This window comes from Neopararhizobium haloflavum, from assembly GCF_002750855.1.
Taxonomy (GTDB): domain Bacteria; phylum Pseudomonadota; class Alphaproteobacteria; order Rhizobiales; family Rhizobiaceae; genus Georhizobium; species Georhizobium haloflavum.
Map to the genome: position 1 here is coordinate 94,694 of NZ_NWUC01000002.1, position 24,091 is coordinate 118,784.

27 protein-coding genes are annotated in these 24,091 nt (G+C 62.4%); 8 read left to right on the top strand and 19 right to left on the bottom strand.

Features of this window, described 5'->3' with window-relative positions; translation table 11 throughout:
• Positions 1-12: 12 nt before the first annotated feature.
• Together CN673_RS04835 and CN673_RS04840 are read right to left on the bottom strand one after the other, a co-directional pair.
• Positions 13-1,041, bottom strand: coding sequence for a peptidoglycan-binding domain-containing protein (locus tag CN673_RS04835; protein WP_198585898.1), 1,029 nt, complete (start codon positions 1,039-1,041; stop codon positions 13-15).
• Positions 1,016-2,692 carry a sensor histidine kinase gene (locus CN673_RS04840; protein ID WP_099865133.1) on the bottom strand — a complete coding sequence of 559 codons (1,677 nt, stop codon included), beginning with the start codon at positions 2,690-2,692 and terminating at the stop codon, positions 1,016-1,018. Before CN673_RS04840 ends, CN673_RS04835 begins: the two co-directional genes overlap by 26 nt.
• A gap of 468 nt (positions 2,693-3,160) precedes the next feature.
• Between CN673_RS04840 and CN673_RS04845 the strand changes: the two genes are divergently transcribed.
• Both CN673_RS04845 and CN673_RS04850 read left to right on the top strand, forming a co-directional pair.
• Positions 3,161-3,625 (top strand): DUF5330 domain-containing protein, encoded by a 465-nt coding sequence (locus CN673_RS04845; RefSeq protein WP_157928803.1) that lies wholly within the window; start codon positions 3,161-3,163, stop codon positions 3,623-3,625.
• 70 nt (positions 3,626-3,695) lie between these two features.
• On the top strand, positions 3,696-4,148 hold the full coding sequence (locus CN673_RS04850; RefSeq protein WP_099865135.1) for a SufE family protein: 453 nt from the start codon (positions 3,696-3,698) through the stop codon (positions 4,146-4,148).
• Between the two features lie 9 nt (positions 4,149-4,157).
• Here the strand turns inward: CN673_RS04850 and CN673_RS04855 are convergent, their stop codons facing one another.
• The 10 genes from CN673_RS04855 to CN673_RS04900 all read right to left on the bottom strand — a co-directional run bounded on the left by CN673_RS04855 (position 4,158) and on the right by CN673_RS04900 (position 12,370).
• Positions 4,158-4,928, bottom strand: coding sequence for a DUF6456 domain-containing protein (locus CN673_RS04855; protein ID WP_099865136.1), 771 nt, complete (start codon positions 4,926-4,928; stop codon positions 4,158-4,160).
• On the bottom strand, positions 4,918-5,388 hold the full coding sequence (locus CN673_RS21265) for a helix-turn-helix domain-containing protein (RefSeq protein ID WP_245409790.1): 471 nt from the start codon (positions 5,386-5,388) through the stop codon (positions 4,918-4,920). Before CN673_RS21265 ends, CN673_RS04855 begins: the two co-directional genes overlap by 11 nt.
• Positions 5,389-5,634: 246 nt before the next feature.
• On the bottom strand, positions 5,635-6,063 hold the full coding sequence (locus CN673_RS04865; protein ID WP_099865137.1) for a Ros/MucR family transcriptional regulator: 429 nt from the start codon (positions 6,061-6,063) through the stop codon (positions 5,635-5,637).
• A gap of 362 nt (positions 6,064-6,425) precedes the next feature.
• Positions 6,426-6,767, bottom strand: a complete 342-nt coding sequence (mnhG, locus tag CN673_RS04870) for a monovalent cation/H(+) antiporter subunit G (protein WP_099865138.1) — start codon at positions 6,765-6,767, stop codon at positions 6,426-6,428.
• Positions 6,767-7,138 carry a cation:proton antiporter gene (locus tag CN673_RS04875; protein ID WP_099865139.1) on the bottom strand — a complete coding sequence of 124 codons (372 nt, stop codon included), beginning with the start codon at positions 7,136-7,138 and terminating at the stop codon, positions 6,767-6,769. Before CN673_RS04875 ends, mnhG begins: the two co-directional genes overlap by 1 nt.
• Positions 7,138-7,611 (bottom strand): Na+/H+ antiporter subunit E, encoded by a 474-nt coding sequence (locus tag CN673_RS04880; RefSeq protein WP_099865140.1) that lies wholly within the window; start codon positions 7,609-7,611, stop codon positions 7,138-7,140. The genes CN673_RS04875 and CN673_RS04880 overlap by 1 nt, the downstream gene beginning before the upstream one ends.
• Positions 7,608-9,185 (bottom strand): Na+/H+ antiporter subunit D, encoded by a 1,578-nt coding sequence (locus CN673_RS04885; RefSeq protein WP_099865141.1) that lies wholly within the window; start codon positions 9,183-9,185, stop codon positions 7,608-7,610. The genes CN673_RS04880 and CN673_RS04885 overlap by 4 nt, the downstream gene beginning before the upstream one ends.
• 9 nt (positions 9,186-9,194) lie before the next feature.
• On the bottom strand, positions 9,195-9,572 hold the full coding sequence (locus CN673_RS04890; RefSeq protein WP_099865142.1) for a Na+/H+ antiporter subunit C: 378 nt from the start codon (positions 9,570-9,572) through the stop codon (positions 9,195-9,197).
• The gene (locus tag CN673_RS04895) at positions 9,572-9,991 is read right to left on the bottom strand and encodes a Na(+)/H(+) antiporter subunit B (RefSeq protein WP_099865143.1); all 420 of its coding nucleotides are present in this window, start codon (positions 9,989-9,991) and stop codon (positions 9,572-9,574) included. Before CN673_RS04895 ends, CN673_RS04890 begins: the two co-directional genes overlap by 1 nt.
• A 3-nt stretch (positions 9,992-9,994) precedes the next feature.
• On the bottom strand, positions 9,995-12,370 hold the full coding sequence (locus CN673_RS04900; protein WP_099865144.1) for a putative monovalent cation/H+ antiporter subunit A: 2,376 nt from the start codon (positions 12,368-12,370) through the stop codon (positions 9,995-9,997).
• Positions 12,371-12,600: 230 nt separating this feature from the next.
• On the opposite strand from CN673_RS04900, the gene msrB reads away from it, so the two are divergent.
• On the top strand, positions 12,601-13,014 hold the full coding sequence (gene msrB / locus CN673_RS04905; RefSeq protein ID WP_099865145.1) for a peptide-methionine (R)-S-oxide reductase MsrB: 414 nt from the start codon (positions 12,601-12,603) through the stop codon (positions 13,012-13,014).
• 1 nt (position 13,015) lies between these two features.
• Here the strand turns inward: msrB and CN673_RS20850 are convergent, their stop codons facing one another.
• Positions 13,016-13,183 (bottom strand): hypothetical protein, encoded by a 168-nt coding sequence (locus CN673_RS20850; protein ID WP_157928804.1) that lies wholly within the window; start codon positions 13,181-13,183, stop codon positions 13,016-13,018.
• A 153-nt stretch (positions 13,184-13,336) separates the two neighbouring features.
• Between CN673_RS20850 and CN673_RS04910 the strand changes: the two genes are divergently transcribed.
• Both CN673_RS04910 and CN673_RS20855 read left to right on the top strand, forming a co-directional pair.
• Complete coding sequence (locus CN673_RS04910) at positions 13,337-15,442, top strand: S9 family peptidase (protein WP_099865146.1); 2,106 nt, start codon at positions 13,337-13,339, stop codon at positions 15,440-15,442.
• 73 nt (positions 15,443-15,515) lie between these two features.
• Positions 15,516-15,839, top strand: coding sequence for a hypothetical protein (locus tag CN673_RS20855; protein WP_157928805.1), 324 nt, complete (start codon positions 15,516-15,518; stop codon positions 15,837-15,839).
• Between the two features lie 12 nt (positions 15,840-15,851).
• On the opposite strand, the gene CN673_RS04920 is transcribed toward CN673_RS20855, so the two are convergent.
• From CN673_RS04920 to CN673_RS04935, 4 genes are all read right to left on the bottom strand, one after another.
• Positions 15,852-16,763 (bottom strand): cytochrome c, encoded by a 912-nt coding sequence (locus tag CN673_RS04920; RefSeq protein WP_099865148.1) that lies wholly within the window; start codon positions 16,761-16,763, stop codon positions 15,852-15,854.
• Positions 16,764-16,782: 19 nt separating this feature from the next.
• Positions 16,783-17,235 (bottom strand): c-type cytochrome, encoded by a 453-nt coding sequence (locus tag CN673_RS04925; protein ID WP_099865149.1) that lies wholly within the window; start codon positions 17,233-17,235, stop codon positions 16,783-16,785.
• Between the two features lie 173 nt (positions 17,236-17,408).
• Positions 17,409-18,011, bottom strand: coding sequence for a superoxide dismutase (locus CN673_RS04930; RefSeq protein ID WP_099865150.1), 603 nt, complete (start codon positions 18,009-18,011; stop codon positions 17,409-17,411).
• A 136-nt stretch (positions 18,012-18,147) separates the two neighbouring features.
• Positions 18,148-19,026 carry a branched-chain amino acid aminotransferase gene (locus tag CN673_RS04935; protein ID WP_099865151.1) on the bottom strand — a complete coding sequence of 293 codons (879 nt, stop codon included), beginning with the start codon at positions 19,024-19,026 and terminating at the stop codon, positions 18,148-18,150.
• 193 nt (positions 19,027-19,219) lie between these two features.
• Between CN673_RS04935 and CN673_RS04940 the strand changes: the two genes are divergently transcribed.
• The gene (locus CN673_RS04940; protein ID WP_099865152.1) at positions 19,220-19,870 is read left to right on the top strand and encodes a haloacid dehalogenase type II; all 651 of its coding nucleotides are present in this window, start codon (positions 19,220-19,222) and stop codon (positions 19,868-19,870) included.
• A gap of 178 nt (positions 19,871-20,048) precedes the next feature.
• Positions 20,049-20,831: a L,D-transpeptidase gene (locus CN673_RS04945; RefSeq protein WP_370853005.1), complete on the top strand. Its 783-nt coding sequence runs from the start codon at positions 20,049-20,051 to the stop codon at positions 20,829-20,831.
• A gap of 52 nt (positions 20,832-20,883) precedes the next feature.
• Here the strand turns inward: CN673_RS04945 and CN673_RS04950 are convergent, their stop codons facing one another.
• Entirely contained in the window at positions 20,884-22,473 is a 1,590-nt protein-coding gene (locus CN673_RS04950) for a helicase HerA-like C-terminal domain-containing protein (RefSeq protein WP_099865154.1), read from the bottom strand.
• A 187-nt stretch (positions 22,474-22,660) separates the two neighbouring features.
• Between CN673_RS04950 and CN673_RS04955 the strand changes: the two genes are divergently transcribed.
• Complete coding sequence (locus tag CN673_RS04955; RefSeq protein ID WP_099865155.1) at positions 22,661-23,011, top strand: hypothetical protein; 351 nt, start codon at positions 22,661-22,663, stop codon at positions 23,009-23,011.
• A 13-nt stretch (positions 23,012-23,024) separates the two neighbouring features.
• On the opposite strand, the gene CN673_RS04960 is transcribed toward CN673_RS04955, so the two are convergent.
• Positions 23,025-23,975: a DMT family transporter gene (locus CN673_RS04960; RefSeq protein ID WP_245409791.1), complete on the bottom strand. Its 951-nt coding sequence runs from the start codon at positions 23,973-23,975 to the stop codon at positions 23,025-23,027.
• Between the last annotated feature and the right edge of the window lie 116 nt (positions 23,976-24,091).

The following is a 24,091-nucleotide window of genomic DNA, read 5'->3' on the forward strand; positions in this document are numbered from 1 at the left end:
CTATCTCTCGACCTAGAAGGCGCCGATCTCCTGGAGCTTTTCCAGTACCGCGGCGCTCGGCTCTCCGGTTTCCGGCAAGCGGTAGTGACTTTGGAAATGACGGATCGCCTCGCGGGTCTGCGAGCCCATCATGCCGTCGACCGCAACGTCGGAATAGGCAATGTTGACCAATCCCTGCTGGATTCTGGTCACCATGTCGTCTGGCGCCTGGCCATTCGGAATGGACGCGGGCGGAATATAATTGACCTGCAGGCTGGAGGCGGCCGATTCAGGCGCTCGCGGGCGCGGCTGCGTTTCGGTGACCGGTGCGGACGGGCGCCGCAAAGGCGTGGCAACCTCGTCGATGCGGGCAAGCTTCATCCTTGCCAGCAGCGTCTCGCTGGGTTGCGGCGCCTGGTCCAGTCCCGTCCTCTCGGCATAATCAGCCAGCGCGGCCGCGGTCTTCGGGCCCGAGAGCCCGTCGATCTCGCCGTCATAGAATCCAAGGCGCTTTAGTTCGCGTTGCATGGCGCTCAGCAGCGCATTGTCGTTGGGAACGGGCGCCCGGCTCCGCGCCTGATCGGTATCGTGGCGGTCGGGAATGCTCGCGGTCTGCGTGTCGTCATCCTGCCGGATGCTGACACTCTGGACGCGCCGCGCCGGTACGGGGGTCAGGATGTCCTCGATCGTCTGGGGCTCATCGCCTGTGCCTTCCGGAGTGGCGTCGGCGAAGTCTCTTGCGGGTTGGTCTTGGAGCGATGCACGCGGTGTGACGGGCTCAGCCTGTGTCGGCGCCGCAATCTTCACGTCGGGAATCACCGACGGGCGCGGCGTGAAATCGGTGCGCGTCATGAGCAGCGGCGACGGGTGGCCGCCCGGCTGATACCAGATTGCGTTCGCCGCAACGAATGTGAACACCACGGCAAAAGCCGCACCGCCAGCGGCCAGCGAGGGATGGCGCGAGACTGTCCGTCCGGCCGCGCGGGCCGCTATGCTGACGATGCCGGGTTTTGTCTTGGCGCTTCGGCGCCGCTTTTCAGGCTGTTTTTGCTTGCGCGTCATCAATTGCGTCCTCTGTGCGAGGCTCATACTCCATACGTTTCAATCGGGGTGGAAAATCCACCGTCTGCCCGGTCCCCTCGTCCTCGATATTCACTATGCCGCTGCCGTCAAGAGGCAGCTCGATCGTTACGGCCGTGCCGCGGCCGGGCTCGCTTTGAACCGTCATTTCACCACCGTGCAGCCCGACGAGACCCTTGACGAGGCAAAGGCCGAGGCCTGTGCCCATGTGGCGCCGGTCATAGTCCGCCTCGCCCTGGACGAAGGGTTCTCCGATCCGCGCGATGAGATCAGGCGCCATGCCCGCACCCGTATCGCCAACGGTCAGCCGGACCTTCGATCCACGCCTTTCGGCATCGATGGTCACCAGGCCACCGTCATCGGTGAACTTGATGGCGTTGCCGACGAGGTTGATCAGGATCTGTTTGATCGCCCGGCGGTCCGCCGTCAGTTCGTCGATCGAGCGCGAAACGCGAGCGGTCAGCCTGAGGCCCTTTTCTTCGGCGCTCAGCGTCATCATGCGCCGGCAATCGTCAATCAGTTCGCCAAGCCGGAAGGGCTCGCCGATCATCTGGTAGCGTCCGGTCTCGATCTTGCTCATGTCGAGCATGGTATTGACGACCGCAAGCAGGTGCTCGCCCGACTGATTGATCAGCTCGACATAGTCGCGTTGGCGATCGTCGGTCAGCGCGCCAAAATATTCGCGGCGCAGGATGTCTGAAAAGCCGATGATCGCATTGAGCGGCGTGCGCATTTCGTGGCTCACGGCTGCCAGGAAGCGGGTCTTCTCCGCGTCCGCGCCTTCCGAGCGCTCGGCAAGCTGGCGGTTTTCCGTACGCAGCTGCGCGACGTCATCGCTGAAGCGGCACTGCGACAGGATCTCGCGCAGCGCTCCAGTTTCATCCCGCATCGCCACGAGATCGGCAACGACATGCGCGAATTGTCCCCCGTCCGCGCCGCCATCCTTGCGGGCAAAGCGCAGTTCAACCGTCTCGCGGCGCGCGCCTTGGCGCAGCCGGTCTATCGCAGCAAGGAAAGACAGCCGGTCGGAGACGTGAATATGATCGAGGAAGCCGCGACCGGCCGGCCCCGCGACGCGCGTCAGGAACTGCGGTGCGTCGAGACCGCCGAACCGTGTGACCTGGCCGCGCGCGTCGTGCAGCGCGGCAAGACCTGGAAGGCTGTCCAGAAATGTCTGCGAGGGCGGAATATAGGCATCGTTCATGGGCACCCGTTCTTCCCCGTCTTTTTCCTCGAAGCTCGGCGCTTCACCGACAACCGGCCGAACCGATACAGCCGCCATCGCCGTTATGGGGGCGAACAGCACAGCCAACCATTCCCCAGGTTGCCAGGCGAGCAGGCCGAGCAGCCCCGCCGATGCGAGCGCCACAGCTGCAGCCCGTGATCCCGACATGCTCAATGCCGCTGCCGCGCCAAGACACAGCGCCGCGCCGGAAAGGACAGCCGCCATCGCGCTGCCGTCCCGGCCCACGAGCACCAGAAGGCCCATCGCCACGGGCACTGCGAGAACGCCGATCAACAGCGCACGCATCAGCGCCGTCTGCGCCAGCCTTTCGGCTGCGCCTAGATCGCTTTCGACCCAACCCGCCGCGCTTTGTGATAGCCGCGCGACAAGCCTGCCAGGCAGGTTCATTGATGAAAACACTGACGCGTCCGTACTCGTTACAATGGCATTTCGTGTTTGCCGGAGGTTCGCATTCCACGCTTAAGGAATGAATAAGCCGCCTGATTCTCGGCGCCGGAACCACCCTGAATCGGCGGGCGAACCGGAAACCGGCGCACCGAATGCTCATCATGGTTAACGCTCCATTTTCACCAAAGCGTCCGCGCGCCACCGTCAGGGCCAAAAAGCCTGAAAATCAGGTCTGCCCGTTCGAAATTGAGCCAAATTCGTCTCAAGTTTTGGCGCGGGCACCAACGCTTTGAGCAAGCGGGAGAGCCGATCGGTAAAATTTGAATCGAATTCGGCTCAAAAACTCCCGGCCGGATCAAATCGAAATTGGGAACTGTCGGCATAGTGTCGCGTCTATCGAACGACACCGACGGCGATGCGCCGAACAAGGACGGTCAACGTCCGGCGAAGGGAACAAAGGACGCGGCAATGGGTATCTTGGTGAAGGGCGCTTTCTGGTTTTCGGCCGTGCTTCTGACTCTGCCGATCATCGACACCTCCTCCGAGGAGACAGGCGCCGATACCGCTCCGAAAATCGAGATGACGCAAACCCTCTCCGCGCTCGCCGTTGCCGTCGCCGATATCAAGGCAATCTGCGAACGCCATCCGGACGTTTGCGAGACCGGCGGCGAGACCCTGACGGCACTCGGCCACCGTGCAAGGGACGGCGCGCGCATCGCCTATGAATATCTCGATGCCAGCCTCGCCGACGGCGAGCCGGTCGAGACCGCAGCCGAGGGCACGGAACCGACCGATCCGGTGGCGACGGGAACCGTTGCGGGCCTTAGCGTCGAGGAAGCTATCGTGCTCGGCGAGACACTGGTTGCGGCGCATGAGCAGACTGTCGCCGCCGCAGCGTCCGCCAACGCGTCGGTCGCGGAGAATGCGCAGTAGACCGGGCTTTTTTCGTGCGTTCTGCCCCTCGATCCCCTATATCGGGCGAAAGACGGAGCGCAACTGCATTATGACCCCGCTGCAACAGATCAAGGACGATTTCGCCTTCCTGGACGATTGGGAGGATCGCTATCGCTATGTCATCGAGCTCGGACGAGAGTTGGAGCCGCTCAGCGATGGCGAGCAGAACGACAGGAACAAGGTTCAGGGTTGCACCAGCCAGGTCTGGCTCGTGCACGACGCCGTGGGCAGTGGCTCTGATCCGGTATTGACGTTTCGCGGCGATTCCGATGCGCATATCGTGCGTGGTCTGGTGGCGATTGCGCTCAGTGCCTTTTCCGGTCGGCGCGCTTCTGAAATCCAAGCCTTTGACGCCGTGGGACTGTTCAATGAGCTCGGACTCGTCGAACACCTGTCGCCGCAGCGTGCCAACGGCCTGCGCGCGATGGTGGGCAGGATCAAGCAGGATGCCGGCACCGCTCTCGAAAGTGCGGACGGGGAAGCTGCACAGCGCCGCGCCTGACTCATCCCATCAATTGCGGTAGCCATAGTGGCGGCTCAGCGCATTGAGCGCGGTGCGCAGCATCAGCTTGCCCGAACGAACGGGCCATTGGCGCTCGCGCTCCACCGTCTCCAGCCCCTTCAGAAAACAGCAGATGTCGAGGAGGACGCCCGACAATTCCGGGCCGACCGCGCCAAGGGCCGCTGATACGCGGTCACGTGCCGCGATCGCATGATCCGTCAAATCTCCAATGGCAGGGCTTTTTCCCTTCGTCGCGGAGACCCCTGCCTCCCAGTTGGAAGAGATCCGCGGCTGGAGGGCGGCGAAGCTGAAGTCGCGCCTCAGCCGTTCGCCTGCCATGAAGGCGTCCTCGTCGAGATAAGGGTCGCCGTCGCGTGACTTCAGGCGGGCGAGCGAGGCGAGCGGCGATTCGTTGAGATTGACGCTCACCGTCGCTTTCGCCCCCGCCACCTCTCGTGTTTCCGTGACGGTGTCGCGGTGCTGGGCGGCAAAGCATGCCTCGGCCGTCATGCTGTTCTGCGCCGCGACATGACGCTTCAGCCAGGCCTTGCCTGCCGGGGTGATCGCAACGGCGTTTTTCTTTCCTGCCGCCACGAGACCCACCCGCCTGGCGACTGTCACAACCGTCTCGGCCGCAGCGTACGCGCTGGCATCATCTCGAACGATTTCGACTTTCCCTTCTCGCGGCGCAGATGCCCTGCATGCGCCGCTGGCACAAAACTGCAAGAGCCGCGCCATGTCCTTGCGCGCCCGCGCGCCAGTCCCCCCCTCACCGGCCATGGGCCTGCTCCTCGCTGACCAGCGCCGCCACGACGCGCTCGACGGCGACGAGAAAGCGGTCGTAGCCGGCATCGTCACGCCGGTCCTCCACTACATTGCAGGCGTGGCCCACCGTGGTGCGGTCCCTACCGAAGGCACGTCCGATCTGCGTCAGCGAAAGGCACAGCGTCACGTGCGCAACATACATCGCGATCTGCCGTCGATGGACTGCGTCACGGCGACGAAGGACGCGCCCCGATCCGCGATCGCGATCGGCCGTCACATGGGTGAGGACAAAGCCCGCCAATTCATCGACGACCGTCTGTACCAGCGCGCACGCCAACCTTGCCGAACCGCTGTCACGATCGCCAGATGCAACCGGCCTCTCCGGGCTGGCGGGCGGCGATGTCTCAGCGCCCGTCGGCAAGGTCGAGATGTCCGGCCGTTTCCCGGACACCTGCGGCATGAAAACCCTCGGCATGTCAGCTCTCCTGCAAAATAGGATTATATTCTTATAGCCAACATGCGAAGCGGGGACAAATGGTTTGGGAGAGATTGCCGCTATGCCGGGATTGCGGGGCGTCAAGCACTATCGCGCGCCGGCGATAGGATGATTTTCATGCCGCATCATCCCCGCCAAAACGCAAAAAGACCCGGTCGACGATGGCGACCGGGTCTTCTCCGGATTGCTGAATGGTATCGCGCGGTCCGGCCTTGCGGCCTCGCGCTACTTCGAGCGGCGCTTGCGCTTCTGCCCGAGGCCCATTTCCTTGGCGAGACGAGAGCGTGCTTCCGCGTAGGCCGGAGCGACCATCGGATAGTCGCTCTGAAGATCCCATTTGTCCCGATAGTCTTCCGGGCTGAGGTTATGATGCGTCATGAGGTGGCGCTTGAGCGACTTGAACTTCAAGCCGCACTCCAGGCAAGTGATCTGATCATCCTGGACGGAACGCTTTACCGGAACGGCAGGCTTCGGTTTCTCGATGACGACGGGTTCCTGGCGGACCGTCATGCTTCCGAGAGCGTTATGTACATCCGCGATCAGCGACGACAGTTCGCTCGTTGGAACCACATTGTTGCTGACGTATGCCGCAACAACGTCGGCCGTCAACTCGACGATCAGGTCCTTATTTTGGTTTTCTTCCGCTTCGTTCATTGAGTGCCCCAGACTTTCCATCACTAATTCGCTCGATTATGCATCAGATTAGTCTCTTGGTCCATATCGACCAAGAACGTTCATCATCGCTGTACGCTCGACCCACATTTTGCTGGAGAAGAGACGCGTATTTGCGGTTGCCTTTTAACGGCGAAAATCGGGAAAACCACCGACCAGCAGTTGCATTTCTTTTCATACCCTAAGTATTTTCGTGTAACACTTTGGAATAAATGCGTGATCTGCTTTCTTTAAATGGCAGTTTTCGAATGAGCTGCCCCGCGCTGTCGCTCGAAAAGGCAAGGCATAAGGCCTAAGGCGTTCCGGCCCGCTTTGGAACTGTCAAATATCACAGTCCGAATGCATCAAAGCTTGTCCTCATCATTCGGCATCTCGTTCAATATGGTCTTGTCCGACAGTTTGTAGCCGGAAGCATAGGCTGCTTTGGCAAGAAGATGTGCCGATATTGGGGCAGTGAGCAGAAGGAAGATCACGCCGGCGATCGAACGGCTGAACGTGCCGCCATCGAGCGAATGAACGCCGAGCGCGATGAGGAGAAGGCCCGAACCCACCGTCCCGGCTTTCGAGGCCGCGTGCATGCGCGTGTAAATGTCGGGCAGGCGAACCACGCCCACTGCGGCGAGCAGAGAGAAAACCGATCCTACGACGACGATGACAGCCGTGAAGATGGCAACGACGGCTTCCATCAGGCGTCCCCTTTCTGTTCGCCGCTCTCATGGAGCGGCTGGCTCGTATCGCGCACTTGGCCCGGCGTGCGCTCCGTCAGCGCCGCCTTGTCGCGCTTGGCGCTGACGAGGATGAAACGGGCGAAAGCGACGGTCGCCAGGAAACCGACGAGCCCGAGCGCGATCGCGATGTCGACGTAAAGGGCAAATCCGGTGAAGATGCCGATCACGGCGATATAGCCGATCGCGACGGCGACGAGCATGTCGAGGGCCAGGACCCGGTCAGGGAGCGTCGGGCCCGCCACCACCCGATAAACGCACAGGAAGAAGGCGATGCTCAGGAGAAAGAGCGCGATGAATATGGCCGCGTCGAGCAGGGCGAAAGCATCCATCAGTGAAATGCCTCTCTGATCTTGCGTTCGAACCCGTCCTTGATGTCGCGGCGTGCGCCATCGGCATCCGACGCGTCGATCGCATGAACATAGAGCGTCTTGCGATCATCGGAGACGTCGATCGACAGCGTTCCGGGCGTCAGCGTGATCATGTTGGCGAGCATGGTGATCTCGATATCGCTCTCGACATCGAGAGGCAGCGCGAAAATGCCCGGCTTGGCGGTCATCTTCGGCGAGGCCACCAGCACGGCGACTCGCCAGGCTGAAAGTGCAAGCTCCTTCAGGAACAAAAGCACCAGGGACAGGATGCGCCGGGTCCGGTTGTAATAGCCGGGAGTCCCGACCTGCTCACGGATCAGCGACAGCGCGAAAAGACCGAGCAGGAAGCCGAATATCAGATTGAGCAGCGAGAACGAGCCCGATACCGCTCCCCAGGCGAAAGCCAGCAGGATATTGACCAGCACGAGCATCATTGGGCCGCCTCCGGAAACACCGACTGGATGTATGAGCCGGGATCAAGCAATTGCTCGGCAGACCGTTCCGTCAACACCAGCAGCGGTTCGGGATAGAGCCCGAAGACGGCCGTCAGCGCGACAAGGCCGATCAGCGGCAGATAAGTCGCGCTCGGCCGCAAGGTCGCCGTAGGGATCATCATTGGCGACTCCGGCGGCGTCGTGTCGGCAGGCTTCCAGTATGCGTGGGCCCAGACACGACCCACGGCGATCGTCGTCAGGAAGCCCGTCACCAGGATGGATGCCGCCAGCCACCAGATTCCCGCATCGAGCGAGGCCTTCACCAGAACGGCCTTCGGCCAGAAGCCGGAGAATGGTGGAAGTCCCGACACCGACAGAAACAACACGAGCGAGATGGCCGCGAACAGGACGTGGCTGCGGTATATACCGCCCAGTTGCGCGATCGAGAACGAGCGCCCGATCCGCGCCGCCATGCCGGCAGCCATGTAGAGCGCCGTCATGACGATGATCGAGTGCAACGCATAGAAGATCGACCCGGAAAGGCCGAGCGGCGTTGCAAGCGCTATGCCTGCCAGCATCACGCCGATGCCTGAGACGACGAGATAGCCGAGCAGCCTGCGATAGTCCGTCTGAGCCAGAGCCCCGAGCGTGCCGAGGATCATGGTGACCACCGCCACGATGGCGATGAGCGTCGCCAGTTCGTCGCGCTGCTCCGGGAAAAGCATGATCATCGTTCTCAGGAGGGCGTAGATGCCGACCTTTGTCAGAAGACCGGCGAAGAGCGCCGAGACCACGACCTTCGGCGTGTGGTAGGAAGCCGGCAGCCAGAAGGCGACCGGGAAGGCAGCCGCCTTCATCCCGAAGGCCAGCAGATAGAGCGCTGCCAGCGTATAGAGCGGTGCCGTCGCCCCCATCTCCCGAGCCTGCAGCGCGATGTCGGCCATGTTGAGCGTGCCGAAGATGCCGTAGAGGAATCCCGTGGCAATCAGGAAGATCGTCGTCGCAACGAGGTTCAGCAACGCGTATTTCGTCGCGCCGTCCAGTTGCTGGCGTTCCGAGCCGAGTATCTGCAGTCCGAAGGAGGCGATCAGCAGCACCTCGAACCAGACGTAGAGATTGAAGATGTCGCCGGTGACAAACGCGCCGATGACACCCGCCATCATCAGGAAAAGCAGCGGATAGAAGCCATAGCGCCGCCCGGTCTTGTCGACATCCTGTGCCGCGTAAAGGCCGCAGGCCAGCGCGACCAGCGAGGCGGTGAAGGCGAGGATGGCGCCGAGAATGTCGACGGAGAACGAGATGCCGAACGGCGGCAGCCATCGCCCCATGGTCACGGTGACGGTGCCGCCGGAAAGGACGTGAACCAGAAGGCCGGCCGTCATCGCGACGAGCGCTAGCAGACCGAAAACGGCCAGGCGCGGCTGAAGCTTGACGTATTTGCGCAGCATCATCAGCCCCGCGCCGGCCATGAGGCAGTAGGCGACCGGCGCGATCACGAGCCAGTCGGCCAGCGGCGCCTCGGCAACCACCATGGCCTGCGAAATATCCACTGCTGCTCCGGAAGGTGCGGCCATCGATTGCTCCTAGTAGCCGAGCGGCGGAAGAGGGTCATCCTTCGGCTCGGCAAGCCGCATTTCGCGCGAATCGTCAGTGTCGAGTTCTTGGTAGGCACGAAAGCCGAGCACTAGGAGAAACGCGAAGAAGGAGAACGAGATCACGATCGCCGTCAGGATCAGGGCCTGGGGCAACGGGTTCGCCGTCGCGATCTCCGGCACATCGAGCGCGGCCGGAATGATCGGCGGCACGTCGCGCGTCAGCCGGCCGGCCGTGAATATCAGAAGGTTGACGGCATTGCCGAAGATCATCACGCCCATCAGGATGCGGATCGTATGGCGCGACATCATCAGATAAATCGCCACGGTAAAAAGAGCGCCGACGAAGACGGCGAGGATCGGCTCCATCAGATTTCGTCCCTTTCTTCCAGTGCCAGCGCCACCGACGTGATCGTGCCGACAACTGCGAAATAGACTCCGATGTCGAAGAAGAGGACGGTCGACAAGGCGACTTCGACACCCAGAATGTTGGGATAGACCCACAGTCCCGTCATGAAAGGCACGCCGAAGAAGATCGAGATCATGCCGGCTGCGCCGCCCAGCATCACGCCGAACGAAGCGATGTTCATGGGATGGAAATAGATGGCGCGACGAACCGGCGTCACACCGCAGGCGATGCCGTAGATGGCCAGCGCAGAGGCAGCGATAAGGCCGCCGATGAAGCCGCCGCCGGGCTCGTTATGGCCACGCAGGAGCACGAAGATCGAGAAGACCACCATGAGGGCGGACAGGAACGGCGCGACCGTGCGGAAGATCAGTGTCTGCATGGATCAGGCCTCTTCCCGAACGGCGATGGCGCCGGCACCTGTCGCCTCTGCGCGCGGACGGCGGCGGGTGCGTACCCGCAGCAGGGCCAGGATGGCGATGCCGGCGATCGTCACGACGGCAATCTCGCCAAGCGTATCAGTGCCGCGGAAGTCGACGAGGATCACGTTGACGATGTTCGCGCCATGCGCGATCGGCTTGGAGAACTGGGTGAAGAATTCCGACAGGCGCAGGTCGAGCGCATCTTGCGTCACGCGAATGAGGTAGAGCATGAAGCCGAGCCCGCAACCGATCGCGATGAGCCCGCTGACGATCCGTTCGCTCCATGGTCGATGGTCGCTGGGATAGAGCCTCAGCCGCGTCATCACCAGGGCGAGGATCACAACCGAAAGCGTCTCCACCATGAACTGCGTGAACGAAAGGTCCGGAGCCGCATAGAGCATGAACACGAGGGCGACCGCGAACCCCTGGATGCCGAGCGAGACGATGGCTGTCAGCCTGTCTTTCGCGATCAGCACCGCGACCAGCCCCGCAAGACCGATCAGAAGCACGGCGAACTCGTGGAACCGGGTGTCCTCGGGCCAGGACGGCCAGGATGGCAGTTCGCCATAACGCAGCATCGGCACCAGAAGCGCCAGGGCGACCATGGCGAAGGTCATTTTCATATAGACGTCGAGCCGGCCGGGCTGAACGCGGCGCGTTACCGAAAACGACAGCCGCACCAGGGCATCCATGAATTGATCGAAGCCACGGTCCGGCCCCCATCCGATCGCATGCAGGAGGCTGGCAACGCCGGCGCGGGCGCGATCCAGCCCACGATAGACAAGCACGCCGAAAACGACGGTGACGATGGATAGGGCCAGCGGCATGCCGATCGAAGGAATGAGGCTGATGGTGATCGCGGTCTCTTCGCCGGCGACGGCCGACGCCATCGGAGACGAAATGAAACGGTGCGCCAGCGGCGAAAGGATCGCCGTCAGGAAACCGGCAAGCGCCAGCACGACCGGTCCGAGCCAGAGCAGGACCGGACCCTCATGCGCATGTTTGGGCGTTTCCACCTTCGGGCCGAGGAAGGGCTTCAGCGCCAGGGCGAAGCCGATCACCAGCATGAGGCCGTTGCCGACGATGGCCACGACGGTGAAGGCGATTGCCCATGGCGATGCGGCCCACAGGGCGTAATAGATTTCTTCCTTCGCCAGAAAGCCGAAGAATGGCGGCAGCCCGCCCATCGAGATGGCGGCGGCCAGGGCTGCGGCGAAGGTGATCGGCATTGCGGCCTTCAACCCGCCCAGTTTCGTCACATCGCGCGTTCCCGCCTCGTGATCGATCGCGCCGGCGACCATGAAGAGGCAGCCCTTGAACATCGAGTGGGCCACGAGATAGAGCACGGCCGCCTCGATCGCGTGCTCCGAGCCGAAACCCGTCAGCATGACAAGCAGGCCCAGCGAGGACACGGTCGTATAGGCCAGCATCAGCTTCAGGTCGGTCTGACGGATCGCAAGAAGCGTGCCGACGATCAGCGTCGTGCCGCCGAAGAGCGGCAGGATCGTCTCCCAGGCGAGCGTGTCGCCGAGCACGGGATTGAGCCGCATCAGGAGATAAACGCCGGCCTTCACCATGGTCGCCGAATGCAGGTAGGCCGAGACGGGCGTCGGCGCCTCCATCGCGTTGGGCAACCAGAAATGCAGCGGAAACTGCGCTGATTTGGAGAATGCACCGCCAAGGACGAGGATCAGCGCGACCATGTAGAGCGGATGCGCCCGCACCTCGGCGCCCAGTGGCAAGAGGGCTGACAGCTCGGTCACGCCGGTCATCGACCACAACAGCAGGAGGCCCGCCAGGAGCGCCAGACCGCCACCGCCGGTGACGACCAGCGCCTGCAGCGCAGCGCGGCGCGACGCCTCGCGCTTGTGATCAAACCCGATCAGCAGGAACGAGGTGATCGAGGTCAGTTCCCAGTAGACGAACAATGTCATGAAGCCGTCGGCGACGACGAGGCCCAGCATCGCACCCATGAAGAGCAGGATGAAGGAAAAGAAGCGGCCGAGATGCTCATGCCCCTTCAGATACCCGCCGGCATAAAGGACGATCAGCGCGCCGATGCCGGAGATCAGCAGCGCGAAGGTCTGCGAAAGGCCATCGATGTACCAGGAGAAATTGACGCCGAACGTCGGTATCCAGGAAAATCCGCCGGACACGGCTTCCCCGGCGCTGACGACAGGCGAGAACCCGAGCATGTGGACGAAGATCGCCAGCGGCGCGAGTGACAGGACCCAGGCCGCATTATGCTTGAGATGGCGCGTCAAAAACGGTGCGCAAATCGCTGCGATAAAGGGCAGCATCAATATGATGAACGTCGTCCCCGCCGCGTCGGCGCCCATAACCTCTCCCGCTGCTCGCTAGAGCCCACATCCGTGAAAACGCTTGGCCTTCACGTCGAATGTGAGGTCGTAATTAAATAGGCTGCAAATGTGAAGCAAGCCCGCGCGACGCCCTTTTCCGCCGAATGCGACGGATTGGCCCATGTGAGACGATCGCACGCTGCCTTGCAAAATCGTTGTATGGCGCCCTGCAACGCCTATCTTTGGGTCAACCAATCACGGAGAGCGCAATGAGCGACATCACGACGCCGAAAGTCCAGAAGAGCGATCAGGAATGGCGCGAGGAACTGACGCCCGAGCAGTACAAGGTCACGCGCAAGCATGGCACCGAACGAGCCTTCACCGGCCCGAACTGGGACAACAAGGCGGATGGTCTTTACCGCTGCGTGTGCTGCGGGAAGCCGCTGTTCCGTTCGGAGACGAAATACGAATCGGGAACAGGCTGGCCAAGCTTCTACGAGCCGGTCGCGGCGGACGCGGTGTCCGAACACAAGGACCGTTCCTTGTTCATGACGCGCACTGAGGTGCGCTGCACCGATTGCGACGCGCATCTCGGGCATGTGTTTCCCGACGGCCCGCAACCGACCGGTCTGCGCTACTGTATGAACGGAACAGCGATGACGTTCGACCCGGACGAGCGCTAGCTCATCTTGTGTAAGCGCTCCATGTTGCCGAATCGCTTGCCGGCATCCCCACATGTTGGTTGCTTTGCAGCCATTGGACCGCCGGCGAGCGACCGGGAATAATAGCGATGGTCAGAACGATCATGACCATCATGCCGATCCAGATGATAGCGGTTGCTGCGGCACGCATGTGCGAGACTCCTTCATGCCCGTCTTTCGAAAGGCTGCATCAATCGAGCTGAACGACGTGTGAGAGCGTCGTTAATCTGGCATTCATGTCCGCGGCACGGCACGGAATTCATCCCCGCCCGCGCTGCCCAACCAATCTTATGAGGAGCCGTCCTTGCCTGCATTCCCTTCCCTGCCCGCCGCGCCGAAAGCGATGAAGAAGACTGTCAGCGACACGCGCCACGGGATCGACCGCAGCGACGACTATGCCTGGCTGCGCACCGCCAACTGGCAGGAGATGTTCAAGTCGCCCTCCACGCTGGAGCCGGAAATCCGTTCGCATCTGGAAGCGGAAAACGCCTATCAGGCCGCCGCGATGGCGGACACGGCGGAACTGCGCGACGTGCTTTTCGCGGAGATGAAGGGGCGCATCAAGGAAGACGACGCCTCCGTGCCGGCGCCTGACGGCCCCTATGCCTATGGTACGTCCTTCATTCTGGGCGGTGAACAGCCACGCTTCTTCCGCCAGCCGCGCGAAGGCGGAGACCGGACCGTGCTCCTGGACGGCGACGCCGAAGCGACAGGCAAATCCTACTTTCGGATTTCCGGCACCGATCGTTCGCCCGATCATGACCGCATGATCTGGGGTTTCGACGACAAGGGATCGGAGTTCTTCACCCTGCGCGTGCGTGATCTCGCTTCCGGAGACGATCTTGACGACCGCGTCGAGAACACCGGCGGCGGAGGTACCTGGGCGGCCGACGGCTCGGGCTTCTTCTACACGCGGCTCGACGACAATCACCGGCCATCCAAGGTCTGCTTCCACGAGATCGGCACGCCGGCCTCTGCGGATCGGCTTGTCTATGAAGAGGCCGACACCGGCTTTTTCATGGGTGTCGGTGGATCACGTCTCGACGATTTCATCTTCATCGACATCCACGACCACGAAACATCGGAACTGCGGCTACTCCCGGCGACGGATCCGAAAGCCGAGCCGTTCGTCGTCGCCCGGCGCGAAACCGGCATCGAGTACGACTTTACCGAAGGCGGCGACGTCTTCTACGTGTTGACCAATGCCGACGGAGCGAAGGATTTCAAGATCATGCAGGCGACGGTGGATGCGCCGCAAAAGGAGAACTGGCGCGAGGTGGTTGCGCACCGGCCCGGTCGATTGATTCTCAGCCACATGGCCTTCAAGGACTTCATCGTCTGGCTCGAGCGTGAGAACTCGCTGCCGCGCATTGTCGTACGCGATCGCAAATCGGGCGCTGAACATGCGATCGCCTTCGATGAGGAAGCCTATTCGCTCGGTCTCCAGGGATCGCTCGAATATGATACCGAGGTGATCCGCTTCTCCTATTCGTCGATGACCACCCCGTCGCAGCAGTTCGATTACAACATGCTGACGCGAGAGCGCACCTTGTTGAAGACGCAGGAGGTCCCTTCCGGCCACGATCCGGCAGACTATGTCACGCGGCGCATCGCGGCGCGGGCGGCCGATGGCGAGAGCATCCCGGTCACCCTGCTCTACCACCGGTCGACGCCACTTGATGGCACCGCCCCCTGCCTGCTCTACGGTTACGGATCCTACGGCATCACCATCCCGGCAAGCTTCAACACCAATTGCCTGTCGCTGGTCGACCGGGGCTTCGTCTATGCCATCGCGCATATCCGGGGCGGCAAGGACAACGGGTTCGCCTGGTATGAGGCCGGGCGCCGTGAACACAAGCTGAATACCTTCACGGACTTCATCGCAGCGGCCGACACGCTGGTCGAGCAGGGCTTCACCGCGCATGAGCGGATCGTTGCGCAGGGGGGCTCGGCCGGCGGCATGCTGATGGGCGGCATCGCCAACATGGCGCCGGAAAAGTTCGGCGCCATCATCGCCGCCGTGCCTTTCGTCGATGTTCTCAACACCATGCTCGACGACACTCTGCCGCTCACTCCGCCCGAATGGCCTGAATGGGGAAACCCCATCGCTTCGAAAGCCGATTATCAGATGATCGCGTCCTATTCGCCCTACGACAACGTCGCCGCCCAAGCCTATCCGGCCATCTTCGCGCTGGCGGGTCTCACCGATCCGCGCGTGACCTATTGGGAGCCGGCCAAGTGGGTTTCGAGGCTCCGCGAAAAAATGACCGGCGGCGGGCCAGTCCTGTTCAAGACCAACATGGATGCAGGCCACGCCGGCGCTTCGGGCCGCTTTCAGCGGCTGGAAGAAATCGCCTATGAATATGCATTCGCGCTGAAGGTGACCGGCCGGGCCGACACGCAATCGTGATTGGGCAGGCGAGCCCACTTGCCGCGCCGGACCGTTACTTGGTCAGCACCGTTTTGCGAGAGGAGATTTCGTCATGCGACAGCGATCGGGATTGGCACGTCTCGCCGCTCTGACCGGCATTGGGCTCGCGCTGTTCCTGCCGGCCCCTGCGGTGAGCGCACAAGGCCTCTTCGGTGGCCTCGCCGGAGATGGCTGCCGCGCCTTTCAGGAAGCTGGAGGTCCGTTCTGGCAAGGGTTCTATCGCGGCCGAGAGGAGAGCCCGTTCACTCAGGACGATGGACTTTACGAAGTTCGTCACTATCGGTGCTTCCGCTCCGAAGCCGAATGCGATGCGTGGCTCTACGACCTGCAAAGCACCTATGTGGCAACTCATCGCACCTGGTGCCGCGCCTATTAGAGCCCATCAGCCTCAGCGGGCGGGAATCGCCTTCAGATAGGCAGCGATCGCCGCCCGGTCCTCTTCCGGCAGTTGCGCAAGTCCGCGCTGAACGTCGGCCATCGATCCACCGACGGAGTCGAAGTCGGGCGTAAAGCCGGACTCGAAATAATAGGCAAGGTCTTCGACGCTCCACTCACCGATATCGCCGCCCGGTGTGATATTGGGGATTCTCCCCTCACCGCTGGGATTGGGTGCGCCCGCCAGCCAGCGATCGGTTTCAAGACCGCCCAGCACGTCTCTCGGCGTATGGCACTCTCCGCAATGGCCGACCGCCTCGACCAGATATTGTCCGCGCGCCAGCATAGGATCGGCGCTTTCGAGTGTGACCCGGTTGGGCTCCGGCATGTAGAGGTATTTCCAGAGCCCAATCGCCCGATTGACGTTGAAGGGAAACGGCACGTCGTGCGCTGCGACCATGTTGTCGCTCGCCGGGAGGGTTCTCAGATATCCCCACAGATCGTTGACGTCCTCGATGTCCATAAGGGCATAGGAGCTGTAGGGAAAAGCCGGATAGTAATGCGTCCCGTCGGGCGCGACGCCGCTCAGCATCGCGTCGGCAAAATGCCGAAACGTCCAGTCGCCGATCCCTGCGTCCGAGGGCGAGATGTTCGGGACGCGAAAATCTCCGAACTGCGAACTGATGACGTGCCCGCCACCGAGCGTCGGGGGCGCGTCATCGTCCCCCTCCTCGCCCGCCGCTTCGAGGCTGTGGCAGGAGGCGCATCCTCCCGCGGCGAAAATCCGCTGCCCGTTGGCGACGTCGGGGTCTGAAAGTCCCTCGAACGCAGTGTACGGCAATTCGCTCGGCGCAGCGATCGCCCACAGAGTCGCGGCGCCAGCCGACAGCACGACGATGAGGAGGATCAGGATCCGCTTCAGCATCGATCCGCGTCAGCTCCGGTCAATCATCCGACATGCGGAAATCGTCGTGGCAACCGCTACAATTGCGAGAAAATTCCTGAAACATCGGGGCGAATGCGTCCATGTCCTCCGGGACCGCACCGGCAAGTTCGGCGGCCGCCGAAGACAGTTCGTCCGAGCGCTCTTCGAACTCTGCCTTGTTCTCCCAAATCGCCGGCAATGCCTCGGTCTCGAAGCCTGTTTCAGATCCTTCGGGAAAATAATCAGGGAACACGGCGGCATTGGCTTCGATCACGCCAAGCGCCTCGATGACAGCTTGCGGATCGTATTCGGTCCGTCCGCGAAGCATGTTGCCCATGACACCGGTGGCGTCGCCGACCTCTTCCATCAATTGCTGACGGACTTCCTGCGGCTCGCCATCCTGAGCGTTGCCGGCCAATGGCCAGACGAGCGATAGGGCGAGAACGCCAGCGGCGATGCGGACTGCTTTCATGGACCTGTTCCTCTCCAAACATGTTCGCTTGAAGCAAGCATTTGTCGTTCGACGTGTGAAAGGCAAGACGAAAACCGCCCGATCGGTCCGACCGCACGAGACTGTGATCACATGCGAAAAGGCCCCGGCGCGGACGCCGGGGCCTTTGAAAGCAACACACAGTCGCGGCGGACCTAGCCGCGCGCCTTGCTGTAGAGCTCGTCGACATAGTCCCAGTTGATGAGGTTGTCGACGAACGCTTCAAGATATTTCGGGCGCGCATTGCGATAGTCGATGTAGTAGGAATGCTCCCACACATCGACACCGAGGATCGGCGTTGCGCCGTTAACGAGCGGATTCTCGCCATTCGGCGTCTTCATGATCTCAAGCTTGCCGTTCTTGACGGCAACCCAGGCCCAGCCCGAGCCGAACTGGCCGGTGCCGGCGGCGATGAAATCCTCACGAAACTTGTCGTATCCGCCAAGATCGGAATCGATGGCCTTCTGCAGGTCGCCGGGCAGGCTCTTGCCGCCGCCGTTCGGCTTCATCCAGTTCCAGAAGTGCTTGTGGTTGTAGTGCTGGCCTGCGTTGTTGAAGAGCGCCTGGTTCTTGCCGTGGCTCTCCTTAACGATTTCCTCAAGGCTCTTGCCTTCGAGGCCGGAGCCTTCAAGCAGCTTGTTGCCGGTCGTCACATAGGTGTTGTGGTGCTTGTCGTGATGGTACTCCAGCGTTTCCTTGGACATGTAGGGCTGAAGTGCATCATAAGCGTAAGGGAGATCCGGCAGTTCGAAAGCCATATCGCTCACTCCTTTCGAATAAAGAAAATTCTAAAATGGCGCCCACGCTAGATAGGCGCAGCAGTCCAAGCCGGCAACGGGTCAGACAACTATTTGTTCCGATTGAAAGACCCGCCGAAAACCGAGCTCGCTGAACTCAGCCGAGCGGGCGGGCATGCGCCCATTCCATGTAGCTCTCGCGCAGCTTGCGGGCGATCGGGCCGGCCTGGAGCTCGCGATCCTCGATCTTTATCACCGGCACCACCTTGGAATGGTTGCCGGTCGAGAAGATTTCATCGGCATCCATGAAATCGCTCATGCGCAGCGCCTTTTCAACGACCTCCACACCGCTTTCGCGCAAGAGAGCGATGCCGCGTGTGCGCGTGATACCCGAGAGGAACGTGCCGTTCGGCACGGGCGTGAAAACGATGCCGCCCTTTGCCATGAAGATGTTCGAGGTACCCGTTTCGGCGACGTTGCCGAGCATGTCGAGCACCAGAGCGTTGTCGAACCCGCGTTTTTGCGCGTGCAGCACCGATCGCGCATTGTTGGGGTAGAGGCATCCCGCTTTCGCATCGGTCGGCATGGTCTCGATCGTGGGGCGGCGAAACGGCGAGAGACCCAGCGAAAAGCCGGTCGATGGGATCATTGGCGATTCGTAGAGACACAGCGCAAAGCGCGTGGAAGCCGGATCGGCCGGCACGCCCATATAGCCGCCGTGCTCGGCCCAGTACATCGGCCGTATATAGACGGCCGTCTTGCCGTCGAATTTCTTGAGGCCGTCGCGCGTCAGGCCCTCGATGGCTTCGGCCTCCATGGTCGGCGTGAGACCGAGTGCCGTCGCCGAGGCGTTGACGCGGGCGCAATGGCGATCGAGATCAGGCGCGACATCATCGAACCAGCGCGCGCCATCGAAGACGGTGGACCCCAGCCACATGGCGTGAGACCGCGGGCCGATCAGCGCTGGATTGCCCTCGTGCCAGTCGCCGTCGACATAGGTCCAGGTTGTGGATTGCGCTGCCGTGTCAACTTTCATCGCCGATGCTCCCTGACGTTGCTAACCGTCCATAGCCGGCGATTTGGGCGGCGGCAACCATGCGCACGCCGGTGCGAACCGCCGCGGCCAAGGCGTTGATTTAAGACCATTGCTGCGCAAGGTGCTGCTGCGTGCCGCATTTCCAAAGGCTCGCGCCCCGTGCTATCGCAGCCGGCAAGGAGTGCACGACGCCATGACCCACGCCGCTTATGTCTTCGATGCCTACGGCACGCTTTTCGACGTCCATGCGGCCGTCAGGCGTCATGCCGGCGAAATCGGCCCGGATGGTCCGGCCCTTTCGGAGCTATGGCGCGCAAAGCAGCTGGAATATTCGTGGGTGCGCAGCCTCATGGGCCGCTACCTCGACTTCTGGACACTGACGGAACAGGCGCTCGACTACGCGATGAAGCGGATGCCGTCGGTCGACGCGGCGCTGCGCGAGCCGCTGCTGGAAGCCTATTGGCGGCTCGACTGCTATCCCGAGGTGCCTGGCGTCCTCAAGGCACTCAAGGCGCGCGGCGCGCGGCTTGCCATCCTGTCCAACGGCTCGCCGTCCATGCTGGCATCGGCGGTCAACAACGCCGCCCTCGGGGATCTGCTAGACGACGTCTTTTCCGTCGATGATCTCAGAACGTTCAAGACGGCGCCAACGGTCTACGAACTCGTCACGACAGCCTATCGCGTCTACCCTGACGCCGTTTCTTTCCAGTCTTCAAACCGGTGGGATGTCGCCGGCGCGACGGCTTATGGCTTCCGCTCTGTCTGGATCAACCGCACGTCGATGCCCGACGAATATCCCGATCTCGGGCCGGACGTCATCCTGCCGTCGCTGGACGGTCTCTGATCCGACGATCACGCGCATGTGACGCCACTTGGCCGCCGATCGCGGCCATAGTTCGGATCAGTTGATCGGACTGTGGCTTGTTGGCAACAAATCAGCCCAACTCCGACACAATCGCGGAACTAAGTCGCAAGCACGCCATTGAATTGGCAGTTCACGTTTTTTGACCTCGGGAAACATTATGACTGATAGCAATGACAGGGGCGCTGGCAGCGGCGTTCGCATGGGGCGGCGCGCGTTCCTCGGCACCGGCGCCGCGACCGCGCTTCTGGGCCTCGCCGGCTGCACGACCGCAACGTCCACCAGCCAGTTCCGTGCGGAGACCGCGCCGCAGTTCCGCTCACCGCTCGACCGCGGCGCCGGCATCAACCCCGCGCTGGCACAGTACGCCTCGATGTATGGACCGATGCCGCAGGAGCAATTCCCGCTGCCTGCCATCCCCGTCGAGCAGATCGACCCGATCTATTTCCGCCAGCTGGTCGATGACCCGACCGGTGAGCCGGCCGGCACGGTCGTCGTCGATACCAACAACCATTTCCTTTATCTCTCCCGCGGCAACGGCGAAGCCATGCGCTATGGCGTCGGGCTTGGCCGTGAGGGCTTTGCCTGGCAGGGCCGCGCGCAGATCCAGTACAAGCGCGAATGGCCGCGCTGGACCCCGCCGGACGAAATGGTCGCCCGCCAGCCCGAGCTCGAACCCTATTCCATCGCCAATGGCGGCATGGACCCTGGCCTCGACAACCCGCTCGGCGCACGCGCGCTCTATATCTTTCAGGACGGCAAGGACACGCTCTACCGCATCCACGGCTCGCCGGAATGGTGGACGATCGGCAAATCGGTTTCGTCCGGCTGCGTGCGGATGATGAACCAAGACGTCATCGACCTATACAACCGCGTGCCGAACGGCAGCCCGATCCTCGTCACCGACCGCTTCCCGACCATGCCCGCCAGCGGCATCGTCTGACACACGCCCCCGGCGCCGCCTCAATCGGGCGGCGCTGTGAAGCTCAACGTTTCTAAAGCCCCTTCTTGAGGCTTCCCAGTATGCCGCGCACCAGTGCTCTGCCGATCTGGTTGGCGGCGGTGCGGGCGACGGTCTTGACGACAGTCTCGGTCACCGTCTGGCGCTGATAGCCGGAACGGCGCGGCGCGGCGCGGCGGCTCGATGTCTTGCGTCCACGCCCGTCATAATCGTCGGGCTCGTCGTCGCCGAAGCCGGGCAGCGTCCATCGGCGACTTTCTGCCACCTCTTCCTCAGCCTCGGCCTCCTTGCGTCGCCGTTCCTCCTCGGCCGCGGCGGCGTCGGCGGCACGTTTGCTCAGAATTTCATGAGCCGATTCGGGGTCGACGTCGCGGTCGTATTGCCCGGCCACGGGCGATGCCGCCATCAACGCGGTGCGCTCGGCATCACTGATCGGCCCCATGCGCGAGGCCGGCGGCCGTATCAACGTCCGCTCCACCATCGAGGGCACGCCCTTGTCCTCCAGCGTGGAGACCAGCGCCTCGCCAACGCCAAGCTGCGTGATGGCCTCGTAGCAGTCGAACTCGGGGTTTGGACGGAAGGTCTCCGCCGCCACTTTCACCGCCTTCTGCTCTCGCGGCGTGTAGGCGCGCAGCGCATGCTGGATGCGGTTGCCAAGCTGGGCAAGGACGCTGTCCGGTACGTCGAGCGGGTTCTGCGTGACGAAATAGACCCCGACGCCCTTGGAGCGGATCAGCCGGACCACCTGCTCTACTCGCTCAAGGAGGATCTGCGGCGCTTCGTCGAAGAGCAGATGCGCCTCGTCGAAGAAGAAGACGAGCCTCGGCTTGTCCGGGTCGCCGACCTCCGGCAGTTCCTCGAAAAGTTCCGACAGCAGCCAGAGCAGGAACGTTGCGTAAAGGCGCGGGTTCATCATCAGCCGGTCGGCGGCCAGCACGTTCACAAGACCCCGCCCGTCATGGGTGGTGCGCATCAGATCCGTGATCCGCAGCGCCGGTTCGCCGAAGAAGTGCTCCGCCCCCTGCTGTTCCAGAACAAGCAGCCCACGTTGCAACGCGCCCACCGATTGCGGGGAGATATTGCCGTACAGGCTGGAAAGTTCGTCCGCATGCTCGGCCATGTAGGTGAGCAGTGAACGCAGGTCCTTGAGGTCGAGAATGGGCAGGCCGTGTTCGTCGGCCAGCTTGAAGGCAATGTTGAGAACGCCTTCCTGCGCATCGGAGGCGTCCATGAGCCGGGAGAGAAGCAAGGGCCCCATCTCCGTCATGGTGGTTCGGATGCGATGACCCTTCTCGCCGAATAGATCCCAGAAGACGGTGGGAGCGGCCTTGAAAGCATAGGGCGACAGCCCGATGAAGCTGGCGCGCTCCTCAAGAAAGTCCTTTGGCTCGCCAACTGCCGCGATGCCGGCCAGATCCCCTTTCACATCGGCGCAAAAGACAGGCACCCCGGCATCGGAAAAGCCCTGCGCCAGAATTTGGAGCGTCACGGTCTTGCCGGTACCGGTCGCACCGGTCACCAGGCCATGCCGGTTTGCGTATTTCAGCGTGAGATACTCACCCTTCTTGGCGGCATCGTCGGGGGTTCGGCTCGTGCCGATGTAGAGTTTGCCCTGTTGCTGCATGTCGCGATACCGTCCCCTCGCCTGATGTCTTGTGCTTCATTAGTACGCCATGGGCATTGTTTTGCAAAAGCCGATCAACCGGCCTGCCGGCGCCTTTCCCTCGGCCGGCGGAAACGGTTGTCAGCGGGCATTTCTGATATTACGTTGACGTTAACGTCACTCAATCATCGACAGGAGCGCATAGAGCATGGACGAACTCATTTCCCGTATCACGAGCAATGTCGGCATCGACGCCGCAACGGCGGAAAAGTCGGTCGGTATGATCTTGGGGTTCCTCCAGCGCGAGGGCGCGGACGGTCCGGCCGCGGAGATGATCAAAGGCATCCCCGGTGGTCCCGAGGCGGTCGCGGCCCATGGCGGCGAAGCGACCGGCGGCGGCATCATGGGCCTCGGCCAGCAGTTGATGTCGGCGGGTCTCGGCATGGGCGAGATTTCAGGCGTGGCGCGTGAGATCGTCGCCTTCGCCAAGGAAAAGGTCGGGGACGGCCCCGTCGACGAGGTCGTCGCATCGATTCCCGGCCTCAGCCAGTTCGTCTGACCCCGTTTTTCAGTCAAACCCGGATCGCACGCTTTTGCCGAAAGCGTGCGATCAGCCTTCCGTCGATCAGGATCAGCCCGAGTCCGATCAGCATCATGCCGCCGGCATGTGCCCATTCCAGGCGCTCTTCGAGAAAGATGACGCCAAGAAGAATGGCCGAGACGGGAATGAGAAACGTGACGAGCAGAAGATTGGTCGCTCCGGCCCGGGCAAGCACCGTGAAATAGAGAACGTAGGCGGCGGCGGTCGACAACAGCGACAGGCCGAGCAGCGCGGCCACGACCGCGCCCGACGGCAAAGCCAGCTTGGCGCCGGCCAGCGACATGAGCGCGACCGGCGCAAGGATCAGCGTCGACGCCGTGACCTGACCGGCGGCGGTGATGACGGGATCGACGCCCCACCGCGCAAAGCGGCGACCGAAGACACCCGCCAGAGCATAGGACAACGCGCCGGCAAGAACCGCGCATTGCGCCGCCACCGCATGGGACAGTCCGCTGAGGACCTCAAGGCCGATCATCACGGCGACACCTGCAAGGCCCACCAGAACCCCCGCCATCTTCCGCCAGCTCCACGTCTCGTCAGCCAGAAACAGGCCTGCCACGACCACGGTAAAGAGCGGCGTGGTCGCATTGAGGATCGAGGCCAGACCCGATGCGATCGTCTGCTGGCCCCAGACCATCAAGGTGAAGGGCACGACATTGTTCAGCACCCCCATCCCGACGAAGGCCATCCACACGGAGACGCGTTTCGGCAAAGGTCGACGGCTGAGGGCTACCCAAATCCAAAGCGCCGCTGCCGCCAGTCCGACGCGGCACAGCACGATCGTCAAGGTGGAGAGCTCTTTCACCGCCACCCCGACGAAGAAGAACGATCCGCCCCAAAGCACGGACAAGAGGCCGATCATGCCCCATTCCAGCGGACCCATCGTCCTTGAGATGCCAGGTGGGACACGAACACCAGTCATTCTGAAGACTTCCTCAAGCAGGCAGACAAGCCCAACTCTCTGACCTGCCATCCCAAATACCGCCACCCGATTCCTGCACCCGGTGCCGTGTCCGGGGCCATCCGGCGTTGCACCCG